General features: G+C 66.6%; 22 protein-coding genes. 9 read left to right on the top strand and 13 right to left on the bottom strand.

Annotated elements, in window-relative coordinates; all coding sequences use genetic code 11:
• Positions 1-161 precede the first annotated feature (161 nt).
• From DFQ59_RS12850 to DFQ59_RS12835, 4 genes are read right to left on the bottom strand one after another with little or no spacing between them, the layout of a single operon-like run.
• Positions 162-812: a LutC/YkgG family protein gene (locus DFQ59_RS12850; protein WP_114280114.1), complete on the bottom strand. Its 651-nt coding sequence runs from the start codon at positions 810-812 to the stop codon at positions 162-164.
• Positions 809-2,230 (bottom strand): LutB/LldF family L-lactate oxidation iron-sulfur protein, encoded by a 1,422-nt coding sequence (locus DFQ59_RS12845; RefSeq protein WP_114280113.1) that lies wholly within the window; start codon positions 2,228-2,230, stop codon positions 809-811. Before DFQ59_RS12845 ends, DFQ59_RS12850 begins: the two co-directional genes overlap by 4 nt.
• The gene (locus tag DFQ59_RS12840) at positions 2,227-3,006 is read right to left on the bottom strand and encodes a (Fe-S)-binding protein (RefSeq protein ID WP_114280112.1); all 780 of its coding nucleotides are present in this window, start codon (positions 3,004-3,006) and stop codon (positions 2,227-2,229) included. The genes DFQ59_RS12845 and DFQ59_RS12840 overlap by 4 nt, the downstream gene beginning before the upstream one ends.
• Complete coding sequence (locus tag DFQ59_RS12835) at positions 2,993-4,630, bottom strand: alpha-D-glucose phosphate-specific phosphoglucomutase (protein WP_114280111.1); 1,638 nt, start codon at positions 4,628-4,630, stop codon at positions 2,993-2,995. The genes DFQ59_RS12840 and DFQ59_RS12835 overlap by 14 nt, the downstream gene beginning before the upstream one ends.
• Before the next feature lie 358 nt (positions 4,631-4,988).
• On the opposite strand from DFQ59_RS12835, the gene htpG reads away from it, so the two are divergent.
• From htpG to ehuA, 5 genes are all read left to right on the top strand, one after another.
• Complete coding sequence (gene htpG / locus DFQ59_RS12830; RefSeq protein ID WP_114280110.1) at positions 4,989-6,896, top strand: molecular chaperone HtpG; 1,908 nt, start codon at positions 4,989-4,991, stop codon at positions 6,894-6,896.
• A gap of 567 nt (positions 6,897-7,463) precedes the next feature.
• Positions 7,464-8,279: an ectoine/hydroxyectoine ABC transporter substrate-binding protein EhuB gene (ehuB, locus tag DFQ59_RS12820; RefSeq protein ID WP_114280108.1), complete on the top strand. Its 816-nt coding sequence runs from the start codon at positions 7,464-7,466 to the stop codon at positions 8,277-8,279.
• A gap of 126 nt (positions 8,280-8,405) precedes the next feature.
• Positions 8,406-9,068 carry an ectoine/hydroxyectoine ABC transporter permease subunit EhuC gene (gene ehuC / locus DFQ59_RS12815; RefSeq protein ID WP_114280107.1) on the top strand — a complete coding sequence of 221 codons (663 nt, stop codon included), beginning with the start codon at positions 8,406-8,408 and terminating at the stop codon, positions 9,066-9,068.
• Positions 9,065-9,739, top strand: a complete 675-nt coding sequence (ehuD, locus tag DFQ59_RS12810) for an ectoine/hydroxyectoine ABC transporter permease subunit EhuD (RefSeq protein ID WP_114280106.1) — start codon at positions 9,065-9,067, stop codon at positions 9,737-9,739. Before ehuC ends, ehuD begins: the two co-directional genes overlap by 4 nt.
• Positions 9,736-10,509 (top strand): ectoine/hydroxyectoine ABC transporter ATP-binding protein EhuA, encoded by a 774-nt coding sequence (gene ehuA, locus DFQ59_RS12805; RefSeq protein ID WP_114280105.1) that lies wholly within the window; start codon positions 9,736-9,738, stop codon positions 10,507-10,509. The genes ehuD and ehuA overlap by 4 nt, the downstream gene beginning before the upstream one ends.
• Before the next feature lie 414 nt (positions 10,510-10,923).
• On the opposite strand, the gene soxA is transcribed toward ehuA, so the two are convergent.
• From soxA to DFQ59_RS12785, 3 genes are all read right to left on the bottom strand, one after another.
• Positions 10,924-11,760 (bottom strand): sulfur oxidation c-type cytochrome SoxA, encoded by an 837-nt coding sequence (gene soxA, locus DFQ59_RS12795; RefSeq protein ID WP_114280200.1) that lies wholly within the window; start codon positions 11,758-11,760, stop codon positions 10,924-10,926.
• A gap of 85 nt (positions 11,761-11,845) precedes the next feature.
• A complete protein-coding gene (soxX, locus tag DFQ59_RS12790; RefSeq protein ID WP_114280104.1) occupies positions 11,846-12,226 on the bottom strand; it encodes a sulfur oxidation c-type cytochrome SoxX in 381 nt (126 codons plus the stop codon).
• Positions 12,227-12,548: 322 nt separating this feature from the next.
• A complete protein-coding gene (locus DFQ59_RS12785; RefSeq protein ID WP_170142154.1) occupies positions 12,549-13,955 on the bottom strand; it encodes a beta-barrel assembly-enhancing protease in 1,407 nt (468 codons plus the stop codon).
• A gap of 489 nt (positions 13,956-14,444) precedes the next feature.
• Here DFQ59_RS12785 and DFQ59_RS12780 point away from each other — a divergent pair, with 489 nt between their 5' ends.
• Both DFQ59_RS12780 and dsrE2 read left to right on the top strand, forming a co-directional pair.
• Complete coding sequence (locus DFQ59_RS12780) at positions 14,445-14,675, top strand: sulfurtransferase TusA family protein (RefSeq protein WP_114280102.1); 231 nt, start codon at positions 14,445-14,447, stop codon at positions 14,673-14,675.
• Between the two features lie 49 nt (positions 14,676-14,724).
• Positions 14,725-15,204: a sulfur carrier protein DsrE2 gene (dsrE2, locus tag DFQ59_RS12775; protein WP_114280101.1), complete on the top strand. Its 480-nt coding sequence runs from the start codon at positions 14,725-14,727 to the stop codon at positions 15,202-15,204.
• Between the two features lie 318 nt (positions 15,205-15,522).
• Here dsrE2 and DFQ59_RS12770 read toward each other — a convergent pair whose 3' ends face one another.
• From DFQ59_RS12770 to DFQ59_RS12750, 5 genes are all read right to left on the bottom strand, one after another.
• Positions 15,523-15,897 carry a phasin family protein gene (locus DFQ59_RS12770; protein ID WP_114280100.1) on the bottom strand — a complete coding sequence of 125 codons (375 nt, stop codon included), beginning with the start codon at positions 15,895-15,897 and terminating at the stop codon, positions 15,523-15,525.
• A gap of 224 nt (positions 15,898-16,121) precedes the next feature.
• Positions 16,122-16,637 (bottom strand): polyhydroxyalkanoate synthesis repressor PhaR, encoded by a 516-nt coding sequence (gene phaR / locus DFQ59_RS12765; protein ID WP_245937273.1) that lies wholly within the window; start codon positions 16,635-16,637, stop codon positions 16,122-16,124.
• Positions 16,638-16,764: 127 nt separating this feature from the next.
• Positions 16,765-17,505 carry an acetoacetyl-CoA reductase gene (phbB, locus tag DFQ59_RS12760; protein ID WP_114280099.1) on the bottom strand — a complete coding sequence of 247 codons (741 nt, stop codon included), beginning with the start codon at positions 17,503-17,505 and terminating at the stop codon, positions 16,765-16,767.
• Between the two features lie 94 nt (positions 17,506-17,599).
• The gene (locus tag DFQ59_RS12755) at positions 17,600-18,778 is read right to left on the bottom strand and encodes an acetyl-CoA C-acetyltransferase (protein WP_114280098.1); all 1,179 of its coding nucleotides are present in this window, start codon (positions 18,776-18,778) and stop codon (positions 17,600-17,602) included.
• Positions 18,779-19,109: 331 nt separating this feature from the next.
• Positions 19,110-20,804: a putative bifunctional diguanylate cyclase/phosphodiesterase gene (locus DFQ59_RS12750; RefSeq protein ID WP_170142153.1), complete on the bottom strand. Its 1,695-nt coding sequence runs from the start codon at positions 20,802-20,804 to the stop codon at positions 19,110-19,112.
• Between the two features lie 273 nt (positions 20,805-21,077).
• Here DFQ59_RS12750 and DFQ59_RS12745 point away from each other — a divergent pair, with 273 nt between their 5' ends.
• Together DFQ59_RS12745 and DFQ59_RS12740 are read left to right on the top strand one after the other, a co-directional pair.
• Positions 21,078-22,370 carry a phenylacetate--CoA ligase family protein gene (locus DFQ59_RS12745; RefSeq protein WP_114280096.1) on the top strand — a complete coding sequence of 431 codons (1,293 nt, stop codon included), beginning with the start codon at positions 21,078-21,080 and terminating at the stop codon, positions 22,368-22,370.
• A 317-nt stretch (positions 22,371-22,687) separates the two neighbouring features.
• The gene (locus DFQ59_RS12740; RefSeq protein WP_114280095.1) at positions 22,688-23,290 is read left to right on the top strand and encodes a class I SAM-dependent methyltransferase; all 603 of its coding nucleotides are present in this window, start codon (positions 22,688-22,690) and stop codon (positions 23,288-23,290) included.
• Positions 23,291-24,042: 752 nt separating this feature from the next.
• Here the strand turns inward: DFQ59_RS12740 and DFQ59_RS12735 are convergent.
• On the bottom strand, positions 24,043-24,945 hold the full coding sequence (locus tag DFQ59_RS12735) for an ROK family protein (RefSeq protein WP_114280094.1): 903 nt from the start codon (positions 24,943-24,945) through the stop codon (positions 24,043-24,045).
• Positions 24,946-24,955: the final 10 nt, after the last annotated feature.

Below are 24,955 nucleotides of genomic sequence, written 5' to 3'. Positions count from 1 at the left end.
TAACGCCAAGGCGCCAAGACACCAAGGCGCCAAGGCGCAAGGAAAAGCCACTGACTCCAGGGCTGGAGAAGATACGACTTATCTGTTACCGGGTCATCCCTGGCGCGCTTCGCGTCTTGGCGAGAGACAGAAGAAGGTTCCCTGCTACGTGACTCCGGTGTTCAGCCGCCGACGAGGATGAGGTGCAGGTGGCGGGGGCCATGGGCGCCGAGCTGCAGGGTCTGCTCGATGTCGGCGGTGCGGGAGGGGCCGGTGACGAAGTTCACCGCCCGCGGCAGGCCGCGCCGGCGCAGCTCGGTCCAGACCTCCTCCAGCCCGTCCACCACCCGTTCCGCCTCCACCACCACGATGTGAAGCTCGGGCAGGAAGTTGATGCGGGTGGGGTTGCCCGGACCCGCCAGCAGCACCACGCTGCCGGTCTCGGCCACGGCGAGGTCCGCCCGGCTCAGCCCCACGCGGTCGTCGGCTTCGGCGGTGCCCTCCCGGAGCTCGATGTCCCGCCCGGCCCAGTCCAGGCCGGTGAGCCAGGGATCGGTGCCGCAGACCAGGCGCCGCGCCTGCTCCCGTTGCTCCAGGCAGGCCGCCACCGCGGCGGGAATCGCCTCCCGGCCGTCCACCGCCTCGAGGCTGGCCGCGGCCCGGAGCGCCCGTTCCCGGAACCGCTCCAGCGGCTCGCCGGCGAGCGCCGGGCGGGGCGCGCCGGGTGAACCCCGCAGCCGCTCCTCCAGGGCCCGGGCGCTGACCGGCTCCACCGGGCCGCGGCCGAGGTTGCCGCGGATGGCCGCCAGGATGGCCTTGCGTGCGTCGCTCACGGGCGCTCGCCTCCCTGCCGCTTCCAGCGGCTCATGAAGGTCTCGCCCGCGGGAGCGGGAAGGTCGCGGGTCGCGGTCCAGCCGCCGGCGCCGGGGAGCTGGCGGAAGGCGCCACGGCGGCGCCCGAGCCGACCCAGCACCCAGGCCGCCGCGCCGGTGGCGGCCCGATAGAGGGCGGGCCGGGCGGCGACGGCGCCCCACAGGCGCAGCCCGAGACGCCAGCGCGCGGGCGTGTTGCCCTCGCTGAAGTTGCGCTCCCGCAGCCGGCGCAGCAGCCCGGGCAGCGGGATGCGCACCGGGCACACCTCGCCGCAGCGCCCGCACAGGGTGGAGGCCTCCGGCAGGTGGCGGGTCTCCTCCAGCCCCGCCAGCATGGGGCTCAGCACCGAGCCCATGGGGCCGGGATAGACCCAGCCGTAGGCGTGGCCGCCCACGGCGCCGTAGACGGGACAGTGGTTCATGCAGGCGCCGCAGCGGATGCAGCGCAGCATGTCGCTGAACGGGCCGCCGAGCATGGCGCTGCGGCCGTTGTCCAGGAGGATGACGTGGAACGCCTCGGGGCCGTCGGGGTCCTCCTCCCGGCGCGGCCCGGTGAACAGGGTGGTGTAGGAGGTGAACTCCTGGCCGGTGGCGCTGCGCGCCAGCAGCCGCAGCAGGGTGGCGGCGTCATCCAGGTTCGGCACCACCTTCTCCAGGCTGGCGGTGACGATGTGGACCCGGGGCAGGGTGGCGGTGAGGTCGCCGTTGCCCTCGTTGGTGACGATGATGGCCGAACCGGTTTCGGCCACCAGGAAGTTGGCCCCGGTGATGCCCACGTCGGCGGCGATGAAGCGGTCGCGCAGCACCCGGCGGGCCTCGTCCACCAGCTCCGCCACCTCGGTCAGGGGGCGCGGGTCGAGGTCGGCGTGGAAGCGGTGGAACAGCTCGTCCACCTGTTCGCGGGTCTTGTGGATGGCCGGGGCGATGATGTGGCTGGGCGGCTCCTTGGCGAGCTGGATGATGTACTCGCCGAGATCCGTCTCGGTGACCTCCAGCCCCCCGCCCTCCAGCGCCTCGTTCAGCGCCGCTTCCTCGCCCACCATGGACTTGCCCTTGGTGACGCGGCGGGCGCCGGCGGCGCGGCAGATCTCCAGCACCTGCGCCTGCAGCTCGGCGGTGTCCCGGACCCAGTGCACCTGGCCGCCCTGTTCCCGGACCTTTGCCTCGAACCGCTCCAGGTACCAGTCCAGGTGCGCCAGGGTGTGATCCTTGATGGCCCGGGCCCGCTCCCGCAGCGCCTCGAACTCCGGCAGGGCCGCCACGGCGGCGGCGCGCTTGTCCACGAATCCGCCCCGGGCCCGGCCCAGGGCCTGCTGCAGGCGGGCATCGGCCAGCGCCCGGGCGGCATTCTCGGGAAAAGCATGGGAGGTGGCCTTCATGCCGGTTCCTCCCCCTCGCCGATGGCCGGGGTGTCGGTCATGCCCGCCAGCACCTCGGCCACGTGGCGGACCTGCACCCGGCTGCCGCGGCGCTTCAGGGCGCCGGCCATGTTGAGCAGGCAGCCGAGGTCGCCGGCCAGCAGCAGGTCGGCCCCGCTCGCCTCCACGTGGCCCGCCTTGTCCCGCACCATCTGGGCGGAGATATCCGGGTACTTGACGCAGAAGGTCCCGCCGAAGCCGCAGCAGGTGGTGCTCTCGGCCATCTCCCCGAGCTCCAGCTCCTCCACGGCGGCCAGCAGCCGGCGCGGCTGGCCGTGGATGCCCAGCTCGCGCAGGCCGCTGCAGCTGTCGTGGTAGGTGGCACGGGCCGGCACGCGGGCGCCGAGGCCGGTGAAGCCGCGCACGTCGGCGAGGAAGGCGGTGAGCTCGTAGGTGCGTTCCGCCAGGGCCCGGGCGCGGCGCTGCCAGGGCGGGTCGTCGCCGAACAGCTCGGGGTAGTGGGCCCGGATCATCCCGGCGCAGGAGCCGGAGGGGAGCACCACGTAGTCGTAGGCTTCGAAGGCCTCGATCACCTGCCGGGCCAGGCGCCGGGCGCCGGCGCTGTCGCCGCTGTTGAAGGCGGGCTGGCCGCAGCAGGTCTGCGCCTCCGGCACCTCCACCCGGCAGCCGGCGGCCTCCAGCAGGCGCACGCTGGCGAAGCCCACGCCGGGGCGGAAGAAGTCCACCAGGCAGGTGACGAACAGCCCCACCCGCGGAGCGGCGTCAGGTGATGACATCCGGGGCCTCCCGGCCCGTGCGGGCGCGGATCTCGGCCAGTCCATCGGCGATGTGGATGAGGTCCGCCAGCGCTTCCTGGGCATCCAGGTGGTGGCGGTCGGTGTCGGGATCGAAGCGCTCCAGGTAGACCCGCAGGGTGGCGCCCTCGGTGCCGGTGCCGGAGAGGCGGAAGACGATGCGCGAGCCGTCCTCGAACCCCACCCGCAGCCCCTGGCCGCTGCTGGTGCTGCCGTCCACCGGGTCGGTATAGCCGAAATCGTCGGCATAAGCCACCCGGTTGCCGTCCAGGTCCGTGCCGGGCAGCGCCGCGAGCCGGGCTCTCAGGTGCGCCATCAGGCCGCTGGCGGCCTCCGCGGGAATCCCCTCGTAGTCGTGGCGGCTGTAGACGTTGCGGCCGAACTCGGCCCAATGGGTGCGCACCACCGCCTCGACCCCCTCGCGGCGGACGGCAAGGATGTTGAGCCAGAACAGCACCGCCCACAGGCCGTCCTTCTCGCGCACATGGTCGGAGCCGGTGCCGAAGCTCTCCTCCCCGCACAGGGTGGCCCGTCCGGCATCCAGGAGGTTGCCGAAGAACTTCCAGCCGGTGGGGGTCTCGAAGCAGGGGATGCCGAGCTTCTCCGCCACCCGGTCGGCGGCCTGGCTGGTGGGCATGGAGCGGGCGATGCCCTTCAGCCCGCCGGCATAGCCCGGCACCAGGCGCGCGTTGGCCGCCAGCACCGCCAGGCTGTCGGAGGGCGTGACGAAGAAGCCCCGGCCCAGGATCATGTTGCGGTCGCCGTCGCCGTCGGAGGCGGCGCCGAAGTCCGGCGCGTCGGGCCCGTACATCTCCTCCACCAGGTCGTGGGCGTAGGTGAGGTTCGGATCCGGGTGACCGCCGCCGAAGTCGGGCAGCGGCGTGCCGTTGATCACCGTCCCCGCCGGCGCGCCCAGGCGCTGCTCCAGGATGGCGTGGGCGTAGGGGCCGGTGATGGCGTGCATGGCGTCGAAGCGGATGCGGAACCCGGAGGCGAGCAGCCCGCTGATGGCGCCGAAGTCGAACAGTCGCTCCATCAGCGCCGCGTAGTCGGCCACCGGGTCGATGACCTCCACCTGCATGCCGCCCAGTTCCGTCGCGCCCGGGCGGGAGAGATCCAGGTCGGGCGCCTCGAGGGTGCGGTACTCCCCGATCTGCCGGGACGCCGCGTAGATGGCCTCGGTCACCTTCTCCGGGGCGGGGCCGCCGTTGCCGGTGTTGTACTTGATGCCGAAGTCCGCGTCGGGGCCGCCGGGGTTGTGGCTGGCGGAGAGGATGAGCCCGCCGAAGGCGCGGTGGGCGCGGATGACCGCGGAGGCCGCGGGGGTGGAGAGCAGGCCGTCGCGCCCCACCAGGACCCGCCCGAAGCCGTTCGCAGCGGCCATGCGCAGGATGACCTGGATGGCCTCGAGGTTCCAGTAGCGCCCGTCGCCGCCCACCACCAGCGTCTGTCCCCGGAAGCCCTCCAGGCTGTCGAACACCGACTGGACGAAATTCTCCAGGTAGCCGGGCTGGCGGAAGGTGCGGACCTTCTTGCGCAACCCGGAGGTCCCGGGGCGCTGGTCGTCGAAGGGCGTGGTCGGGACGTGCTTGACGGTGGGGCTCATGGCCGGGTCGGGCGCTCCTGGCAATCGGTGGAAGTCGATGGCTCAAGCATACCGTTCCCGGGCCCGGCAAGGCCACCGTGCCGGGCGCTCCATGCCGGGCGCACCCATTGGGGGCCGGGTTGGGAATCTCTTGCGCCAGGCCGCCAGGGCGTAGGGAAGGGCCGTCGCCGGGTCGTCCATGGCGTGCCCTGGGTCTTTGCGCGCGGCCGCTTTCCGCTTTCTCCCGCCAGGGTGAAACGACAGAGCCGTGGGCCAGGGGCTTGAAAAGGCGCGTTCCGGACGCATCTACAAGGGTTGTGTCGCGGGCCGCGGCCCGCCCGTTCGGATTAAAAGCCTGTATCGAGGAGCCAGACAGAAGATGACCGTTGACGCCCACAAGGAGACCCTGGGGTTCCAGGCCGAGGTGAAGCAGCTGCTCAACCTCATGATCCACTCCCTCTACTCCAACAAGGAGATCTTCCTGCGCGAGCTCGTCTCCAACGCCTCCGACGCCTGCGACAAGCTGCGCTTCGAGGCCCTGGCCGACGACGCCCTCTACGAGGGTGATCGCGAGCTGAACATCCGGGTCGACCTCGATCCCGGGGCGCGCACGGTGACCGTCAGCGACAACGGCATCGGCATGTCGCGCCAGGAGGCGATGGACAACCTTGGCACCATCGCCAAGTCGGGTACCCGCCAGTTCTTCGAGTCCCTGACCGGCGACCAGGCCCGGGACGCCCATCTCATCGGCCAGTTCGGCGTCGGTTTCTACTCCTCCTTCATCGTCGCCGACCGGGTCACGGTCGAGACCCGCCGCGCCGGCCTCGGCCCCGAGCACGGGGTACGCTGGGAGTCGGACGGTACCGGGGAGTACAGCCTGGAGACGGTGGAACGGGCCGCCCGGGGCACCTCGGTCACCTTGCACCTGCGCGAGGGCGAGGACGAGCTGCTGGACGGCTGGCGGCTGCGCGGCATCCTGGGCAAGTACTCCGACCACATCACCCTGCCCATCCTGATGGCGAAGGAGTCCTCCGGGGAGGAGGGGGAGGAGGGCGCTGCGGAGACCGAGCAGGTGAACCGGGCCACGGCGCTGTGGGCCCTGCCCAAGGCCGACATCGGCGAGGAGGAGTACAAGACCTTCTACAAGCACGTGGCCCACGATTTCGAGGACCCGCTGGCCTGGACCCACAACCGGGTCGAGGGGCGGCTGGAGTACACCTCGCTGCTCTACCTGCCTTCCCGCCCCCCCTTCGACCTGTGGGACCGCGACGCCCGCCACGGGGTGAAGCTCTACGTGCAGCGGGTCTTCATCATGGATGACGCCGAACAGCTGATGCCCCGCTACCTGCGCTTCGTGCGCGGCGTCATCGACTCCAACGACCTGCCCCTGAACGTCTCCCGCGAGATCCTGCAGAGCAGCAAGGTCATCGACAGCATCCGCGCCGGCTCGGTGAAGAAGGTGCTGGGGCTGCTGGAGGATCTGGCGGAGAAGCAGCCCGAGGATTACAGCCGGTTCTGGACCGCCTTCGGGCAGGTGCTCAAGGAGGGTCCGGGCGAGGACTTCGCCAACCGCGAGGCCATCGCCCGGCTGCTGCGCTTCGCCTCCACCCACACCGACTCCCCGGAGCAGACGGTCGCCCTGGCCGATTACCTCGGGCGCATGAAGGAGGGACAGGAGCACATCTACTACATCATCGCCGACAGCTTCGCGGCGGCCCGCAACAGCCCCCACCTGGAGCGGCTGCGGGAGAAGGGCGTGGAGGCGCTGCTGCTCACCGACCGGGTGGACGAGTGGCTGATGGGCCACCTCATGGAGTTCGAGGGCAAGTCATTCCGCTCCGTGACCCAGGGTGAGCTGGGGCTGGAGACGATCGACGGCGGGGAAGAGCAGGGGGAAGAGGGGAAGAAGGCCGACCAGGAGGCCCACAAGGCGCTGCTGGAGCGGGTCCAGAAGGTCTTCGGCGAGTCGGTGCGGGAGGTCCGGGTCTCCGGTCGCCTGGCCACTTCGCCCGCCTGCCTGGTTCGCGGTGCCGACGAGATGAGCGCCCACCTGGAGCGGATGCTGCGCGCCGCCGGCCAGGAGGTGCCGAAAGCGAAACCGATCCTCGAGCTCAACCCCGCCCACTCCCTGGTGGCGCGCCTGGAAGGGACGACCGACGAGGCGCGTTTCGAGGACCTGGCCCGACTGCTGTTCGACCAGGCCCAGCTTGCCGATGGTGGGCAGCTGGAGGATCCCGCCAGTTTCGTCCAGCGCCTCAACCGGCTGCTGCTGGAGCTTCCGTCCTGAGCAGGCCTGGATTAAGGGATAAGGGAGAAACATCGATGACGCCACCCCCTGGCCGGGAACCAAACCCCGGCCAGGGGGTGGCGGTGCCCGAACGGGCTGTCAGGATTCACTCATCACTCGATCCGTCCGGCCGGATGCATCCGGCCCGACGGCGCATCACGCATTCACCCATCACCAGACTTGCATCCCGGCGCCGGATTGCTTAGGGTCGAAAAAGGCATCCGTCTTGATGGACTGCAGCCCCATTGGGCGCGCAACCTCGGGCAGGCCCGTATCAATAACCGATCCGGTCTGGTCAGGTCGTTCTAAGGTGATGAACCGAACAACGAACTCCCAGCGGAACGTGTCAGACGCTTTCCGTTCCTCGGTTCTCTGATGGCTCCGGACGTGCATACCCGCACATTCGGCACCATGCCTTGCGTCATCCATCGGCGGTGTTTTGTGTCACCCCACCCGTGATCCGGGCGGGATGGCTTGCGGGCCGACGCTGTCGGCCGGACTGGCACGCATGGAGGAGAACCGATGAAAACAACAACATTCCGTTTGATCCGCGGATTCGCTACCGCAATGACGCTGTTCTTCGCGCTGGCGGTGGGCAGCGCGGCTGCCGGAACCCTCGATGAGGTGAAGGAAAGGGGCGTGGTCCGCATCGGCATCGCCAACGAGGCCCCCTACGGCTACATGGACCTGGACGGCAAGGTGACCGGCGAGGCGCCCGAGGTGGCCCGCGCGGTGTTCAATGCGATGGGCATCGACAAGGTCGAGGCGGTGGTGGTGGAGTTCGGTTCCCTCATTCCGGGCCTCAAGGCCGGGCGTTTCGATGTCATCGCCGCCGGCATGTACATCACCCCCGAGCGTTGCGGGCAGGTTCTCTTCTCCGAACCCAGCTACAAGATCGGCGAGGGCTTCCTGGTGCCTGCCGGCAATCCCAGGAATCTCCATGGCTACGAGGATGTGAAGGCCAATCCCGACATCAAGCTCGGTGTCGTGGCCGGTGCGGTGGAGGGGGGCTATGCCCGTGATGTGGGCATTCCCGACGAACAGGTGGTGATGCTGCCGGACAACGCCACCGGCATGGGCGCGGTCAAGAGCGGCCGGGTGGACGCCTACGGCGGCACGGCGCTCACCGTGGCCCGCCTGGCGGCCAACGATCCGACCGTCGAGACGGCCCAGCCCTTCGAGGACCTGGTGATCGACGGCAAGCTGATCGCCGGTCACGGCGCGTTCGGCTTCCGCAAGGGCGACGAGGATTTCCGGGACGCCTTCAACGAGCATCTCGCCGGCTACCTGGGCACCGACGCCTGGGAGCAGACCGTGACTCCGTTCGGTTTCGGGCGCCACACCCTGCCGGAAAAGAGCGCCGCCGAACTCTGCGGCGGTTGAGCCGAACGGGCCCGGAGTCGGCCGGAGCAGGGCGTCGCGCTCGCGCAAATGCGCTGCGGACGCCCTCACGGCCGACTCCACCGGTCCGGTTCCGATACCTGCCGGACTGACGGATAACCGAATCCGATGACCCTTGCCGAGATCCTGCCCTACCTGCTCAAGGGCACCTGGGTCACGGTGGAGATCACGCTGATCTCCATCGTGCTGGCCCTGCTGATGGCCTTCCTCGCCGGGATCGCCCGGGTTTCCGAACACCGCCTCGTGCGCTGGATCGCCCGGGGTTACGTGGAGCTGTTCCGCGGCACTTCCCTGCTGGTGCAGATGTTCTGGATCTACTATGCCCTGCCGATGCTGGGCGTGGAGATGAGCGCCTTCACCGCGGGCGTCCTGACCCTCGGGCTCAACATCGGGGCCTATGGCGCGGAAGTGGTGCGCGGCGCCATCCTGGCCGTTCCGAAGGAGCAGTACGAGGCCTCGATAGCGCTGAACTTCACGCCGCTGCGGCGGCTGTGGCAGATCATCCTGCCCCAGGCCATCCCGGCCATGATTCCGCCCTTCGGCAACAATGCCATCGAGCTGCTCAAGGGCACGGCGCTGGTCTCCCTCATCACGCTGCACGACCTGACCTTCAGCGGCCAGCTGCTGCGCAACCTCACCTACCAGACCGCCGATATCTTCAGCCTGGTGCTGCTGCTCTACTTCGTCATCGCGCTGTTCATCACCGGTGTCGTGCGGCTGCTGGAACGGCGGTTGGGCGTGGGGCTCGATCGGGGAGGAATGGCCCGATGAAGTTCGTCTGGGACTGGGACTACGCCCTCGAGATCCTGCCGCCGCTGCTCAAGGCGCTGGTGGTGACTGTCGAGGCGACCGTGCTGGGCTTCCTGCTGGCGCTGGTTGTGGGTCTGCTCCTCGCCGTGCTGCGCCGCGCTCCGCTGCGGCTGGTCCGCTGGCCGGTGGTCTTCTTCGTCGAGTTCGTGCGCAGCACGCCGCTGCTGGTGCAGCTCTATTTCCTCTACTTCGTGCTGCCCGACTACGGCGTCTCGCTGCCGGCGCTGGTGGTAGGCGTGGTGGGGCTCGGACTGCACTACAGCGCCTATACCGCCGAGGTCTACCGCTCCGGCCTGGACGGCGTGCCCCGCGGCCAGTGGGAGGCGGCGCGGGCGCTCAACCTGAGCGCCTACCGCACCTACCGCGACGTCGTCGTGCCCCAGGCCATTCCGCCCATCATCCCGGCGCTGGGCAACTACCTGATCTCCATGTTCAAGGACTCGCCGCTGCTCTCGGCCATCACCGTGGTCGAGGCGCTGCAGCGGGCCAAGATCCTGGGCTCGGAGAGCTTCCAGTACCTTGAGCCCTTCACGGTGGTGGGGTTGCTGTTCCTGGCCCTCAGCCTCCTGTCAGCCGCGGGAGTGCGCCGGGTCGAGCACCACCTGCCAAAACACGGGATCCCGATGAAATGAAACCGATCGTCGAGTTCAGGAAGGTCACCAAGCGGTTCGGCGACCTCGTCATCTTCGAGGACTTCGACTTCCACGTGAACCCCGGCGAAAAGGTGGCCCTGGTCGGCCCGAGCGGCTCCGGGAAGACCACCGTGCTGCGCATCCTCATGACCCTGGAGAAGATCCAGGGCGGCGTGGTGACCATCGACGGGGAGCCGCTGTGGCACGAGATGCGCAACGAGGAGCTGGTTCCCGCCAGCGAGGCGCACCTGCGGCGGATGCGCAAGAACGTGGGCATGGTCTTTCAGCACTTCAACCTGTTCCCGCACATGAGCGTGCTGCGCAACGTCACCGAGGCGCCGGTCCACGTGCTCGGCCTCAACCGAGAGGAGGCCAACGAGCGCGCCCTGGAGCTGCTGAACATGGTGGGGCTGGCGGAGAAGGCCGACGCGCACCCGGCACAACTCTCCGGCGGCCAGAAGCAGCGGGTGGCCATCGCCCGCGCGCTGGCCATGCGCCCGCGCATCATGCTCTTCGACGAACCCACCAGCGCGCTCGACCCGGAGCTCGTCGGGGAGGTGCTCAACGTCATCGAGCAGCTGGCCCAGGAGCACGACCTGACCATGCTCCTGGTGACCCACGAGATGTGGTTCGCCGAGGAGGTCGCCGACCGGGTCTGCTTCTTCGACCACGGCCGCATCGTGGAGGAGGGGGATCCGGCCCGGATCTTCCACGAGCCCCGCAATCCCCGCACCCAGGAGTTCCTGCGCGCGGTGATGAAGCACGACTAGTGTACTGCGTCACTCCTGGAGGCTCGCCCGCAGGGAGCCCCCCGAAAGCACCATGACCGCGTTGCAGCGCTGGACAAGGGAACAACCATTGCCTGCGCGCTGTGCCTTGTCCTGACGCTTTCGGGGGGCTCAGAAAGTACCTCCAGGAGTGACGCAGTACACTGGCTCTCAGGAAGGCTTCAACGCAAAGACGCAAAGACGCAAAGAAGGCTGAAATGATTAAGGGCGGAATTATACGGGCAGGTCCGGTCATGCGGACTGAATCCGCACCGACAGCCACGGACTGTTGTCTGCAGCCCCGAATGAATACCTCGGCGTTCTTGGCGCCTTCGCGTTGAACAAAACCGGGCACGGCACATGAAAAAAGCCCCGGGGGCTCACGCCACCCGGGGCTTTGTCGTCGTGGCTACAGGCCTACTTGCGGGCGCCGGGGCCGTTGACCGGCAGCCCGTTGCTCATGTAGGTCATGTAGTACTCCAGGTTGCGGTACTCCTCGCCCTGGGGCGAGAAGGCCTTGGCGCGGACCTGCTCGTTGCAGCCGCCGTAGCGCCGGTGCAGGGTGCCCATCTCGCCCCACTTGGAGCGGTAGACCGGAAAGTGGGTGGGGTGGCCCAGCTCCGGGCTCAGCAGCTCGGTGCGCAGGTTCTTGCCGGCGCTGTAGACATGGCAGTCGGCGCAGGAGAGGTTCAGCTGGCCGCGCTTGGTGAAGTAGAACTTCTTGCCCGCCTCGTAGGCCGCCTGGGCGCGGGGGTCGTTGGGGATCTTGATGTCGAAAATCTTGCCCCGCGAGAGGTAGGCCAGGTAGGAGGAGATGGAGGCGATGTGCCCCTTCTTGTACTTCAGCGGCTCCTCGCCGTTCTTGACCCGGCACTCGTTGATCTCGAGCTCGAGGGTCTTCACCTGGCCGGTCTTGGCATCGAAGTAGGGATAGTTCTGGCGGATGCCCTTCTTGTAGTCGGGGAAGCAGTCCGCATAGGTCTTGCCGTTCTTGAACGGCGTGTGGAACAGGTTGTCACCCTCCTCGATGGCCGGCTCGTAGGGAGGGAACTCCTCGATGGAGAGCCAGTTCTCGCGGGCGATGGAGTCCAGGGCATAGGAGCCGTTGACGTAATCCTCGAACGGCACATCCGGGAACTTCTCCTTGTAGTAGTCCCGGAACGCCTGCAGATCCTCCTCGGGTGTGGCCTGGGCGGCCACCGGCATCAGGGCGACGGCCGCAGCGATGGCCGCAACACTCATCAGCTTCTTCATGGATACTTCCTCCAGCAGTTCCGGCACGCCTCGCAGGGCGGTGCCGGTGGATTGTTCATGCGCAGGTCGATGGCGGTGCAGCCGGTCAGAGCGACCAGATGAACTCCACGATCTTGTCGATCTCGTCCTCGGAGATGATCATGTGCCGTCCGAACGGAGGCATCATGGTGTCCGGGTTGTTCTGGCTGGGATCCCAGATCTGTTCGCGCAGTTTCTCCTTGCTGGGGAAACGTTTGTTCATGACGATGAGCGGCGGGCCGATGTTGCCGGGCGAAACACCGCCGGGAATGGCGTGGCAGGCCAGGCAGTTGCCCTTGCGGCGATCGAAGGCGATTTCCTTGCCCTGATCGATGATGGTGGCGTGTTCTTCGGTGTGGGCGGCGAGTGCGGTGCCCTGGCCGCCCGCGGCCAGCAGCAGTGCGCTCACCGCGGTAGCGGCGAGAATGGATTTCGCGGAATTCCGCATTGCTCTCTTCCTCCGGTCAGTCCGCTTTGGTGGGGAGCGGCTTGTCGTATTGTTTCGCCTTGGATCAGTCCGGATCGTGCGTGCACGGTGGCTGCCAGGCGTTTTGATTTTATTTTTGAGACCGCATGGTTGCGGTGCCGGTTATCTTACCGACTGTGTTCGTAGGATACCGAATCAGGCCGCATTGGCAAGGGTCAGTCCATCCGGGAGGGGGAGTGACGGAGGCGGGGTAGGGTGGGTGGCGCGGGTACTTCAGCACCTGCTTATGGTCGGTGGATGAACCGCAAGGCGATGCCGGCACACGTCCAGCACCCGAAAATCTTCACGGCTCCCGGTCGCGCCGGTCTTCCTTCTCTTCCTTCGCGATCTTCTCCAGTTCGGCCAGCCGCGCCTCCACGGACGAGGCGGTGTAGAAATCATTCCCGGCCTTCTGCCGGGCCACCTTGAGCTGCTGTACCGCGCCCAGGACATCGCCGGACAGGAAGTAGTATTCCGCCTGGGCCTGGTAGGCCCTGGCCTGCTCGCCGAGTTCGGCGTGAGCACGGGCCAGAAGCCGAAACACCTCGGGTTCCTCCGGATGTTCCCGGCTGTGGGAGCGAAGCAGCTCGCGGGCTTTCTCCGCATCCCCGGCCCGGATGAGCGCCTCGGCATACTGGAGGGTAAGGGCGCTGTTCCCGGGATAGACCTTGAGGGCTTCACGGTAGAGGCGGGTGGCGTCCGCCAGGTTGCCGGCCTCGAGCTCGTTGTGGGCACGGGCCGAGAGCAGCATGGGGTGCTCTCCCTCGCGGGCGATGAGGGCATCGAGCTCATGGCGCGCGGCGGCATGGTCGCCCAGGACGCCCTGGGCCAGCGCCAGGCCGTAATGCAGCGCCGCTTCGCTCCGGTACTGGCCACCCTCGATCAGGCGCTGGTAGTAGCGCAGGCTGGCCCGGGGGTCCGGCTCGCTGAGCACATGCAACCGGGCCTTGACCAGGGCGTAGGTGAGGCTGTCGGGAACCTGCCGGTAGTCATAGCGCTGGGCGCGCTGCTGGGCCTCGGCGATGCGATCCCGGGTGACGGGGTGGGTGCTGAGGAACTCGGGCGGCTTGCCATAGTAGCGGCTGGAGAACTGCAGGCGCTCGAAGAAGGTCGCCATGCCGTGCGGGTCGTAACCGGCCCCCGAAAGCGTCTGCATACCGACGCTGTCCGCCTCCTGCTCGTTGTTGCGGGTGAAATTGATCTGCATCTGGGCGCTGGTGGCGGTGACCGTGGCCAGGGCGGCCTGGCCGAGATCGGCGTTGCCGCTTTTTCCGGCAACCACCATGGCGGCGAGGAGGGCGGCCAGGGCCGGCAGGCTCAGGTTCTCGGCCCGCTGAATCTGCCGGGCGATATGTTTCTGGCTGACGTGGGCCATTTCATGGGCGACGACCGCGGCCAGTTCGCTTTCGTTCTCGGTGGCGGCGAACAGGCCGGTGTGAATGCCGATGTTGCCCCCGGGACCGGCGAAGGCATTGATGCTGTCCTCGTCGACGATGAAGAAGCTGTAGTGCTGACCGGAGTCGTCACCGTAGGCGCTCAGGCGGCTGCCCAGCGAACGCAGGTAGTCCTTGGCCTCCGGGTCCTCGAGGAGGGTCATGGAACGCCGGATCTCGCGCATGAAGGCTTCGCCCAGCTTCCTGTCCTGTTCCGGGCTGAGCGCCGCCGCGGAGGGGTCTCCCATGTCGGGCAGCTGGAAGTCCGTCTGGGCCATGCCGCCCACGGGAAGCCAGGCCAGCAGGCTTGCGCAGAGGAGCGGTGTGATGTGTCGCTTTAACATAGGGTGGAAGGCCGGTGGAGTTTCAGGATTCGGGTCGGTTGTGGTGCAAGAGTGGTTGACGAGTGTCCGTTCGACCATTGTAGAGTTCCTGGTGCGCAATTGCAGCGCAGTTCTCCGCCAGGCCGTTTCCGCGTCGACAGTCCCTTGCGCCGGGGCGCCACCTGTGTGATGGACAGCCGGGGATGGAAAAAGTGCCGGTCGAGGGAGGTTATCCGGGTACTTGATAGCGTCGCGGCGGGGTGGCAAGGTAGGCGTCATCGAACCGGAACTACATGATGATAAGGCTGATTAATGCAGTTTAATCAATTTTTTCATGTTGCGTTCGTGAGTCGATTGCCATATAAACACTTACCCAAATTCAGGAATGCCGGATGGGATCCCATTAACTGAGATTCATCCACCCAGATGAAGGAGAACTTAAGAATGGCCGCTTTTGATCAAGAGCTGGACGCTTCCGGACTGAACTGCCCTCTGCCCATCCTGCGCGCCAAGAAGACCCTGGCGGGCCTGGAGAGTGGTCAGGTTCTGCGCATTGTGGCGACTGATCCGGGGTCCGTGAAAGACTTCGAGGCTTTCGCCAAGCAGACCGGCAACGAGCTGCTTGAGTCCGGTGAAGAGGGTGGAAAGTTCGTCTTCCTGATCAAGAAGGCCTGAGGGCCCCGGGAAGCAGTTTCAACCCCTAAGCAACTGGCGGAGAAGCGCAATGGATCAGAAAAAGCTGGCGATTATCGCAACGAAGGGCACCCTCGACTGGGCCTATCCCCCCTTCATTCTGGCCTCGACGGCCGCCGCACTGGGCTATGAAACCCAGATCTTCTTCACCTTCTACGGCCTGCAGCTGGTGCGCAAGGACCTCGATCTGAAGGTCTCCCCGCTGGGCAACCCGGGAATGCCGATGCCCATGGGCATGGACAAGTGGTTCCCGGTTCTGGGCACCGCGCTGCCCGGTATGGAAACGGTCATGACCGCCATGATGAAGAAGAAGATGAAGGACAAGGGCGTGGCCAGCATCGAGGAGCTCCGCGAGCTCTGCCAGGAGGCGGAAGTGAAGATGATCGCCTGTCAGATGACGGTGGATCTCTTCGACTTCAATACCAGCGACTTCATCGACGGGCTCGAGTTCGGTGGTGCCGCCACCTTCTTCGAGTTTGCCGGCGAGTCGGATATCTGCCTCTACATCTGATCCCGACAGCTTCACCGCGGGCCACGGCCCGAAAAGGACCCCCGGCATCGTCCGGGGGTTTTTTTTGAGCCCGGGACCGGGCGGTGGCATTCACCGCCAGGCCGCCGGGCGGGGTAGGGCACGCGCCGTGTGCCCACCGGCCTGCGATCCATCGCCGCGAGGGCGCGTCTCCGGTAGGTGCAGATTCATCTGCACACCCCGCCCCACGCCGAAGCCCGTAGGAGATCCGCCCCAGCCCAATCCCGTCAATCCTGTCTATGAAAAAAAAGCCCCCTCCGGGGAGGGGGCCTCAATCCGAGGAGGATGGAACCGGTTGGCTCAGGCGCTCTTGCGCGTGGTGCCGCGGGCGGCCGGCTTGACGGCCGCCTGGATGTTGACGCTCGTCTCGAACCACTTGTTCAGTTCGGAGCCGGTCTGCATGGCGTTGTCGACGTTCTGCCGGGCGACGTTGAAGAACTTCTCGCTGACCTCGGCCATCAGCCGGGACTGGAGTTCGACCAGTTCCTTGACGTCCTTCACGCTGGTGAAATTCTGGGTGTAGCGGGCGCTGTCCTGCAGTGCCTCGTTGATGAGGGCCATCTGCTGCTGCCCGGCGCGCTCCATGGCGCGGGTGGTGATCTCGCCCAGTTCCATGAAGGGTTTCCAGGCGTTCTGGGTCATTTCGGTCATGCGGAAGAACATTTCGTTGTCCATGGGGGTCCCCTCTATCTGGTGCGCTGCAACATTGTTGCGATGCAATATAGCGACCCGGGCGTGGATCTGTCAAGTGTCCCAGCGCAACCGAGGGCGTGGCCCTGTGCTTCGGTGCGTGCCGAGGCGGCGTGGGAATGACCGTGCTTGGCGGGCCCTGCGGAGTGCCTTGTGGGGTATCCGGGGTGTCCGGAAGGAGATGTTCAGCGTTGGAATCGGGGAGGAGGCTACTTGTCGTTCTTCTTGGGCTGCGCGTCGCTGTCTTTCTTGGGCGTGGAGTGGGCCGGGCCCTGCATTCCGCTCGCGGCCAGGAAGTTCTCCTGCATCGTCTTCCACATGTTGAGATTGCGTTCGGCCATCTCGGACATCATGCCCAGCGGGGTCTGGGTCACCAGGTCCTGCAGCTGATTGCGCATGCTGCTCTGCTGCTCGATGAAGAAGCTCAGGCTGCGCTCCAGGTAGCTGCTCATCATTCCCTGAAGCGTGTCGCCGTAGAAGCGGATGAGCTGCTCGAGCAGTTCGGTGGTGAGGATGGGGGTGCCCTGCTCTTCCTGCTCGGTGATGATCTGGAGCAGGATGGTACGGGTCAGATCCTCCTGCGAGCGGGCGTCCACCACCTGGAACTCCACGCGGTCGAGAACCAGCCGCTTGACGTCCTCCAGCGTGATATAGCTGCTGATGGCCGTGTCATAGAGACGGCGGTTGGGATATTTTTTAATAATTCTCACATCTGACATGGTCATGCAGTCTGACCGACTCGCCCGCAGGCGTCAAGACGTTCGGGCTCCGGGAAAGGGGCCTGTCCCCGCCGTCGGGCGGGGACGGGCCCCGGTATCCCGCATCCTCCGGCGGAGGATGGTTCACCGGCCATCAGAACATGTGCTGGCCGCCGTTAATGGCGAGGTTCGAGCCGGTGATGAACCCCCCTTCCTCGTCCGCCAGGAAGGCCACGGTGCGGGCGATCTCCTCGGGCTTGCCGAGGCGGCCCACCGGGATCTGGGCGATGATCTGCTCCCGCACGCTCTCGGGGACCGCCATCACCATGTCGGTGGCGATGTAACCGGGGGAGATGGTGTTCACCGTCACGCCCTTGCGCGCGACCTCCTGGGCCAGAGCCTTGGTGAAACCGTGCATGCCGGCCTTGGCGGCGGAGTAGTTGGCCTGGCCGAACTGCCCCTTCTGGCCGTTGATGGAGGAGATGTTGACGATGCGCCCGAAGCCGCGCTCGGTCATCCCCTCGATGACGTGCCGGGTGACATTGAAAACGCTGTCGAGGTTGGTGCGGATGACCGCATCCCAGTTCTCCGGGCTCATCTTGCGGAACATGCCGTCACGGGTGATGCCGGCGTTGTTCACCAGGATGTCCACGGGGCCGAAGCCGGCCTCGACTGCGGCGATCATCGCCTTGCAGGACTCGAAGTCGGAGACGTCACCGGCCACGGTGCCCATCTCGTAGCCCTCGGCCTTGCGATCCGCCTGCCACTTCTGCGCCTTCTCCTCGCTGCCGGGCATGTGGTTCGCCACCACCGTGCAGCCCGCGTCGGCGAGCGCCTTGCAGATGGCGGTGCCGATGCCGCCGGTGCCGCCGGTTACCAGTGCGATTCTTGCCATCTCGTCGTTCTCCGGTTCAGGTTCTGTTCGATTATCCATTCGTCCGTGGGGGCCGTGATCAGCCGGCCGGGTACGCCCGGCGCTCCCCGGGGGGTCAGCGTTCGATGGCCAGCGCCACACCCTGGCCGCCGCCGATGCACAGGGTGGCGATGCCCTTCCTGGCGTCACGCTTGATCATCTCGTGCACCAGGGTGACGAGGATGCGCGCGCCGCTGGCCCCGATGGGGTGGCCGATGGCGATGGCACCGCCGTTGACGTTCACCTTGGCGGTATCCCAGCCCATTTCGCGGTTCACGGAGATCGCCTGGGCGGCGAAGGCCTCGTTGGCCTCGATGAGATCAACCTCCTCCACCTTCCAGCCGGCCTTGTCCAGGGCGCGCTGGCTGGAGGGGATGGGGCCGGTACCCATGATGGCCGGATCGACCCCGGCACTGGCGTAGGCGGCGATGCGGGCCAGGGGCTTGAGGCCCAGGGCTTCCGCCTTGTCGGCGGACATGAGCAGCACGGCGGCGGCACCGTCGTTGATCCCGGAGGCGTTGCCGGCGGTGACCGAGCCGGTCTTGTTGAAGGCCGGACGCAGCTTGGCCAGCTGGTCGGCGGTGGTGCCATGGCGGGGGAATTCGTCCGTCTTGAAGATCAGCGGGTCGCCCTTGCGCTGGGGGATCTCCACCGGCACGATTTCGTCGTCGAAGCGACCGGATTTCTGGGCGGCCTCGGCCTTCTGCTGGGAGGCGGCGGCGAACTCGTCCTGCTCCTCGCGGGTGATGCCCCACTTCTCGACGATGTTCTCGGCAGTGCAGCCCATGTGGTAGTCGTTGAAGGCGTCCCACAGGCCGTCGTTGACCATGGTGTCGACCATCTCCCAGTTGCCCATGCGCTGGCCGTCGCGGGAGCCGTTGAGCACGTGGGGGGAGCGGCTCATGTTCTCCTGGCCGCCGGCGATGATTACCTCGGCGTCCCCGCAGCGGATGGCCTGGGCGGCCAGGTGGAGGGACTTCAGGCCGCTGCCGCAGACCTTGTTGATGGTCATGGCCGGGACCTGCACCGGCAGGCCGGCCTTGATGGCCGCCTGGCGGGCCGGATTCTGGCCGACACCGGCGGTGAGCACCTGGCCCAGGATGACTTCGTCGACCTGCTCCGGAGCCACGCCGGTGGTGGCGAGCAGGTGCCTGATGACGGTTGCGCCGAGGTCGCTGGCGGGAATGCCGGCCAGGGATCCGGCGAACTTGCCAATGGCCGTGCGGGCGGCCGCTACGATGACCACGTCTTGCATGGTGTTTGACTCCTCTTTCCCATCTGACCGTTGTAATCGGTATTCGTGGAGCCGCGGACGACAATCGGGGGCAATCGGGTCGGCGGCGCTTTAGTTGCAGTGCAACATAGTAGCAGGAACAGCTATATGTCAACTACTGGCGGCTGTTACGGAATGTTGCGTTGGCGCTGCCCATACACCCTCGGAGCGGTGTCTGGCAGGCGGGAGGTCATGGATAAAGGATAGCGGGTGCATGGACAAGGGGTGATGGAGGGCCTGGCGTTGGCGCGGATTCATCGGCGTGCCGGGGGGCACGCTGTTACCGGCAGGCTCGTCCGGCCCGGTGGGGCGTTCAGGCGCGCTGTTGGCGGAACAGCTGTTCCGACTCGGCGGGGCGGTGCCAGTAGTGGCCCTGACCCTGGTGGCAGCCGAGCTTCTGGAGCTCGGCTGCCTGGTCCGGCGTTTCGACGCCTTCCGCCACCAGGTCCAGACCCAGGCCCCGGGCGAGGCCGACGATGGCGCGGACGATGGCCTGGTCCTCGCTGCTCCCGGGCAGTCCGTGGACGAAGCTGCTGTCCACCTTGATGATGTCGATGGGAAAGCGCTTCAGGTCGGTGAGCGAGGAACAGCCGCTGCCGAAGTCGTCGATGGCGATCTTCACGCCCAGGCCATGGAGGGCCTCCAGGCAGTCGCCGATCTGGGCCATCTGGTTCATCAGGCTCACCTCGGTGAACTCCAGCTGGATTGCGGCGGGTTCCAGCTGATGCCTGGCGAGCACCGAGCCGATGAACTCCACCAGGCCATCGTTGCGGCACTGGCGGGTTGAGAGGTTGATGGCTAGGCTGGGAACGGAACGACCCTTCTGCTGCCAGGCCTTGAACTGCTCGCAGGCGGTCCGGATGACCCACTCTCCCAGTTCGACGATGATCCCGGTCTCCTCGGCCACGGAGATGAACTCACCGGGCAGCAGCAGGCCCTCCTCGGGGTGATTCCAGCGCAGCAGGGCCTCCATGCCGAGCAGGCGGTTGTCATCGATCTGGTACTTCGGCTGGTAGTGGAGGCGGAACTCGCCCCGCGCGAGGCCGCGACGCAGTCCATTCTCGATGTGCAGGCGCCGCAGCGCCGCGGCGCTCATCTCCTCGGTGTAGAACTGGACATTGGCGCGTCCCAGCTCCTTGGCCCGGTACATGGCGATGTCGGCGTTCTTCAGCAGGGCGCCCACGGTTTCGCCATCGCGCGGGAAGGTGGCGATGCCGATACTGCCGGAGATGGTGAGCGCGCTGGCCTCCACATCGATGTCGCGGGCCATGACCTCGAGGATGTTGTGGGCGACCTGGGCGGCCTCCTGGGGCTGGTTGAGCCCTTCGAGGATGACCGTGAACTCGTCGCCGCCGAGGCGGGCCACGGTGTCGGAACGCCGGACCACCCCCTCGAGCCGGGCGGCGATGGTCTTGAGCAGTCGGTCGCCGGCGTCGTGCCCCAGGCTGTCGTTGATGAGCTTGAACCGGTCCAGGTCCATGAACATCACGGCCAGGTTCTGGTTGCTGCGGCGGGCGCGCATGATGGCCTGCTCCAGGCGGTCCATGAGCAGGTGCCGGTTGGGCAGGCCGGTGAGGGGGTCGTGGTAGGCCAGGTGCAGCATGCGCTGCTCGGCCTGGCTGTTGAAGAGCATGCGCCGTACCCGCTGCTTCAGGACGGACATGTTGACCGGCTTGGTGATGTAGTCGAAGGCGCCGACCGAGAAGGCCCGCTCGATGGACTGCTCGTCGTCCAGGCCGGTGAGCATCAGCACGGGCACGCGCCGGGCCCAGTCCCGGGTCTGCAGCTCGGAGCAGGTGGCGAAACCGTCCTTGTCCGGCATGATGGCGTCCAGCAGCACCAGGTCGGGATGGTTGGTCTCGCAGACCCGCAGCGCCTCCTCGCCATCGGAGGCCTCCATGACGAGGTAGCCCTCGTTCTCCAGGACCCGTCGCAGCAGGAGACGGAAGGCGGCATCGTCGTCAGCGAGTACGACGGTGATGGCTTGTCCACCGACCTCAGGTTTCATGGCAGGGCGTTTCGCATTGATCAGGCACCGATTTTTTAACTGCAGGTTAGAGCCTAAGGGGCCGGCTGGCAAGCGTTGTGCAGGCATGCGATTAAGACGGCGGTGGGATCCTGATAAACTGATCGCCCACGGGTATTGGGGTTGTCGGGTCGGGTCGATGACAGCCGGCAGTTGCAGCCGCTGTCCGTACCCTGTCCCCGCCCTGCATGCCGGAGATGGGCTTTCGCGGCGCCGACTGACAGAGACCGTTTCACCAGACAGCAGGAGTCATCTGTGCACCTTCACGAGGTAGAGACCATCGGCCGGGATGCGCTCGCCGATCTCCAGGTCAGGGCCTTGCGGGCGACCCTTGAGCGGGCGCGGCGGTCACCGTTCTATGGACGCCGCCTGGCCGAATCCGGGCTCGGTCCGCAGGATATCCGCTCTCCCGGCGATATCCGCAGGCTTCCGGTGACCACGAAGGATGATCTGCGGGCCGAGTATCCCTTCGGCCTGGTGACCTGCCCCCGGGAGGAACTGATCCGCCTGCATGCTTCCAGCGGCACCACAGGGGCCTCCACGGTGGTGTTCCATGACCGGCAGGATCTGGACAACTGGTCGGACCTGGTGGCCCGCTGCATGTACATGGTGGGCATGCGCCCCGGCGACGTGTTCCAGAACATGACCGCCTACGGGCTGTTCACCGGTGGCCTCGGCATGCACTACGGCGCCGAGCGGCTCGGCTGCCTCACGGTGCCCGCCGGGCCAGGCAACACCCAGCGCCAGATCAAGCTCATCCGCGATTTCGGCGTGACGGCGCTGCATATCATCCCCTCCTATGCCCTGCACTTCGCCGGCTGGCTCGAGCGCGAGGGCATCGATCCGGGAGAGCTGACCCCGCGCATCGCCCTCATCGGCGCCGAGCCCCACACCGGTGAGGCGCGGAGCCGGATCGAGAGCCTGCTCGATCTGAAGGCGTACAACTCCTACGGCCTGTCGGAGATGAACGGCCCCGGGGTGGCGTTCGAGTGTCCGGAGCAGCAGGGGATGCACCTGTGGGAAGACGCCTTTCTGATGGAGGTGGTCGATCCCGAGACCCTGGAACCGGTGCCCGACGGCGAGCCCGGCGAACTGGTGCTGACCACCCTCCAGCGCCACGCCATGCCCATCCTGCGCTATCGCACCAAGGACATCACCCGCATCCTGCCGGGCGATTGCGCCTGCGGCCGCACCCACCGCCGCATCGACCGCATCACCGGCCGCAGCGACGACATGTTCATCATCAAGGGCGTGAACATCTACCCCATGCAGATAGAGCGGGTGCTGCTGGGCATCCCCGAGGTGGGGCAGAACTACCTCATCATCCTGGACCGGGAACAGGATATCGACCAGCTGCGGGTGAAGGTGGAGATCAAGGCGGAGCACTACCGCGACGATCCCGCCGCCATGGCCGCCCTGCATCGGCACATCATCCACCGCCTGCGCGACGAGCTGCTGGTCACCCCGGGCCTCGACCTCATGCCGCCCCGCAGCCTCCCCGAGGCCCAGGGCAAGGCCCAGCGGGTCGAGGACCTGCGGCCGCGGTAGAGCGATTTCACCACGAAGGCACGAAGGACACGAAGAAAGGACAAGACGGAAAAGAATTTATTAACCGCAGATTACGCTGATTCACGCAGATTATGAAAACCACTGCCTGGGCTGCAGCGCCATGGTTGAATACCCGCCAGCGCAGACCGGGGTGTCTTCGTGATCAACCCGACCTGCCGGAGAGCGGGTGGACCGGTTGTCCGACCGGGAATCCAGGAATCGACATGAAAATCAGCGTAAATCAACGTAAATCTGCGGTTTATCCGTTTGTTGGATCCCAGAGCCCGTCACCCGCGGCTGGCCGGTGAGATATCCATATGACTGAAACGACCAAGAAAATCGACAAGGCTTACATCGACTCCCTGCGCCGGGACATCGTCTTCAGCGACACCCTGCGGGGGCAGCCGCTGACGTTCCATACCACCTGGGGGCTGTTCTCGCCGCGGGCGGTGGACGACGGCTCGCGGCTGCTGCTGGAGCACGTCGAGGTCAACGAGGGGGATGACTGCCTCGATGTGGGCTGCGGTTACGGCGTGCTGGGGCTGACGCTGGCGCGCCTGGCCCCGCAGGGGAGCACCTGCCTGGTGGACAAGGATTTCGTGGCGGTGGACTACAGCGCCCGCAACGCGCGGGTCAACGGCATCGGCAATTGCGAGGCCTTCCTCAGCAACGGCTTCAGCGCCGTGGGCGGGCGCCGCTTCGATCTCATCGTCTCCAACCTGCCGGCCAAGGTGGGCAAGGAGATGCTCTACCTCTACCTCCACGACGCCCGGGAACACCTCAAGCCCGGCGGACGCTTCTACGTGGTCACCATCTCCGGCCTGCGCCGCTTCATCGAGCGCGGCTTCAGGGAGGTGTTCGGCAACTACGACAAGGTCAAGCAGGGCAGGGACTACACCGTGGCGCTGGCGGTGCGATAGGGGCGCCAACTGAGTATTCACCACGAAAGCAATATTCACGACGAAGGCACGAAGGACACGAAGCAGAAAAACTTAAAAAGCGAATCAACCGCAGATTACGTTGATTTGCGTGGATTAATAGAACGCTACGAGTGTTGTAGTGCAGTGGTTGAGCCGACGACAGGGATGACCGGGACGCTTATACGACCGAGGTGATTCACCGGAAACTGGGCGGTACGGATGTCCGATCCGGAATCCCCGAGTCGACAGAAAATCTGCGTAAATCAGCGTAATCTGCGGTTAATAAGTCTTTTCAGTCGTTGGCGGCGCCATGGGCACGACCACGCTCCTCCATACAACCACCGGATGTTTCCCAAATCGCCGCGGGGGCGCGCCTCCCACAAGGATTCCCGGCCCGGTGACCTGAGCGAAGCCTGTGGGAGGCCCGCCCGGGGGCGATGGGGCTTTCCCGCAGCCGGTGACAAATGCTGCTGCCGCAGCGCAGACACTGAATATTCACCACGAAGGCACGGAGGACACGAAGAAGGAAGATACAAAGGCGAATCAACCGCAGATTACGTTGATTTGCATGGATTGACAGAACCACTGCCAGTGGTGCGCTGCGGTGGCCGCACAGGCGACAGGGTGGAACGGGACGCTTCTCCGACCAACGCGAACCACCGGAAACGGGACGGTCCGGATGTCCGATCGGAAATCCTTGAGTCGACAGAAAATCTGCGTGAATCAGCGTAATCTGCGGTTAATAAGTCTGACTATTCATTCCACAGCCACGCCGCACCGCGCACCCCGCTGGAGTCGCCGTGCAGCGGGGGAAGGAGCCGGGTGCGCACCGTGTCGGAGAAGATCCATGACTCCCAGCGCCGCGGGACCTCCTCGTAGAGATGGGCCAGGTTGGAGAGCCCTCCACCCAGCACGATGATTTCGGGATCGAGGATGTTGATCACATGGGCCAACCCGCGGGCCATTCGCCCGGCGTGGCGATCGAGGGTCGTCCGGCAGTCCGGGTCGCCGGACACGGCCCGTGCGGCGATGGCCTCGGCGGTCAGGCCCGTTCCCGTGGTTCGGCGGTGGTCGGCGGCCAGCCCGGGCCCGGAGAGCCAGGTCTCCAGGCAGCCGTGCCGTCCGCAGTAGCAGGCCGGGCCTGGAAGCTCGTGGGGTTCGGGCCAGGGGAGGGGGTTGTGGCCCCATTCGCCGGCTACCCGGTTGATGCCGGTCAGGACTTTTCCGTCGATGACGATGCCCGCTCCGGTGCCGGTGCCGGCGATCACCCCGAATACGCTCTCCGCGCCCCGGCCGGCACCGTCCACGGCCTCGGACAGGGCGAAGCAGTTGGCGTCGTTGGCGAGCCGAACCGGGCGTGCGAGCAGTTCCTCGAGATCGGCGCGGAGGGGTCGGCCGTTGAGCCAGGTGGAGTTGGCGTTGCGGATGAGGCCGGTGGCGGGGGATTCGGAGCCGGGGATGCCCACCCCCACCGGGCAGGGGCCGCCGGTCAGCCGGTCGGCCTCGCCGACCAGGGCGCGGATGAGATCGAGGGCGGATCGGTAGTCGCCGCGGGGAGTCGGGCGGCGCTCCCGCAGCAGGAGACGGCCCGACGCATCCAGGACCGCAACCTCGGTCTTGGTTCCGCCGAGGTCGATGCCGACGTGGCGACGCAACGCCGGGTCT

Source organism: Thioalbus denitrificans (genome assembly GCF_003337735.1).
Classification (GTDB): domain Bacteria; phylum Pseudomonadota; class Gammaproteobacteria; order DSM-26407; family DSM-26407; genus Thioalbus; species Thioalbus denitrificans.
This window is presented reverse-complemented; position numbering and strand designations above follow the sequence as displayed.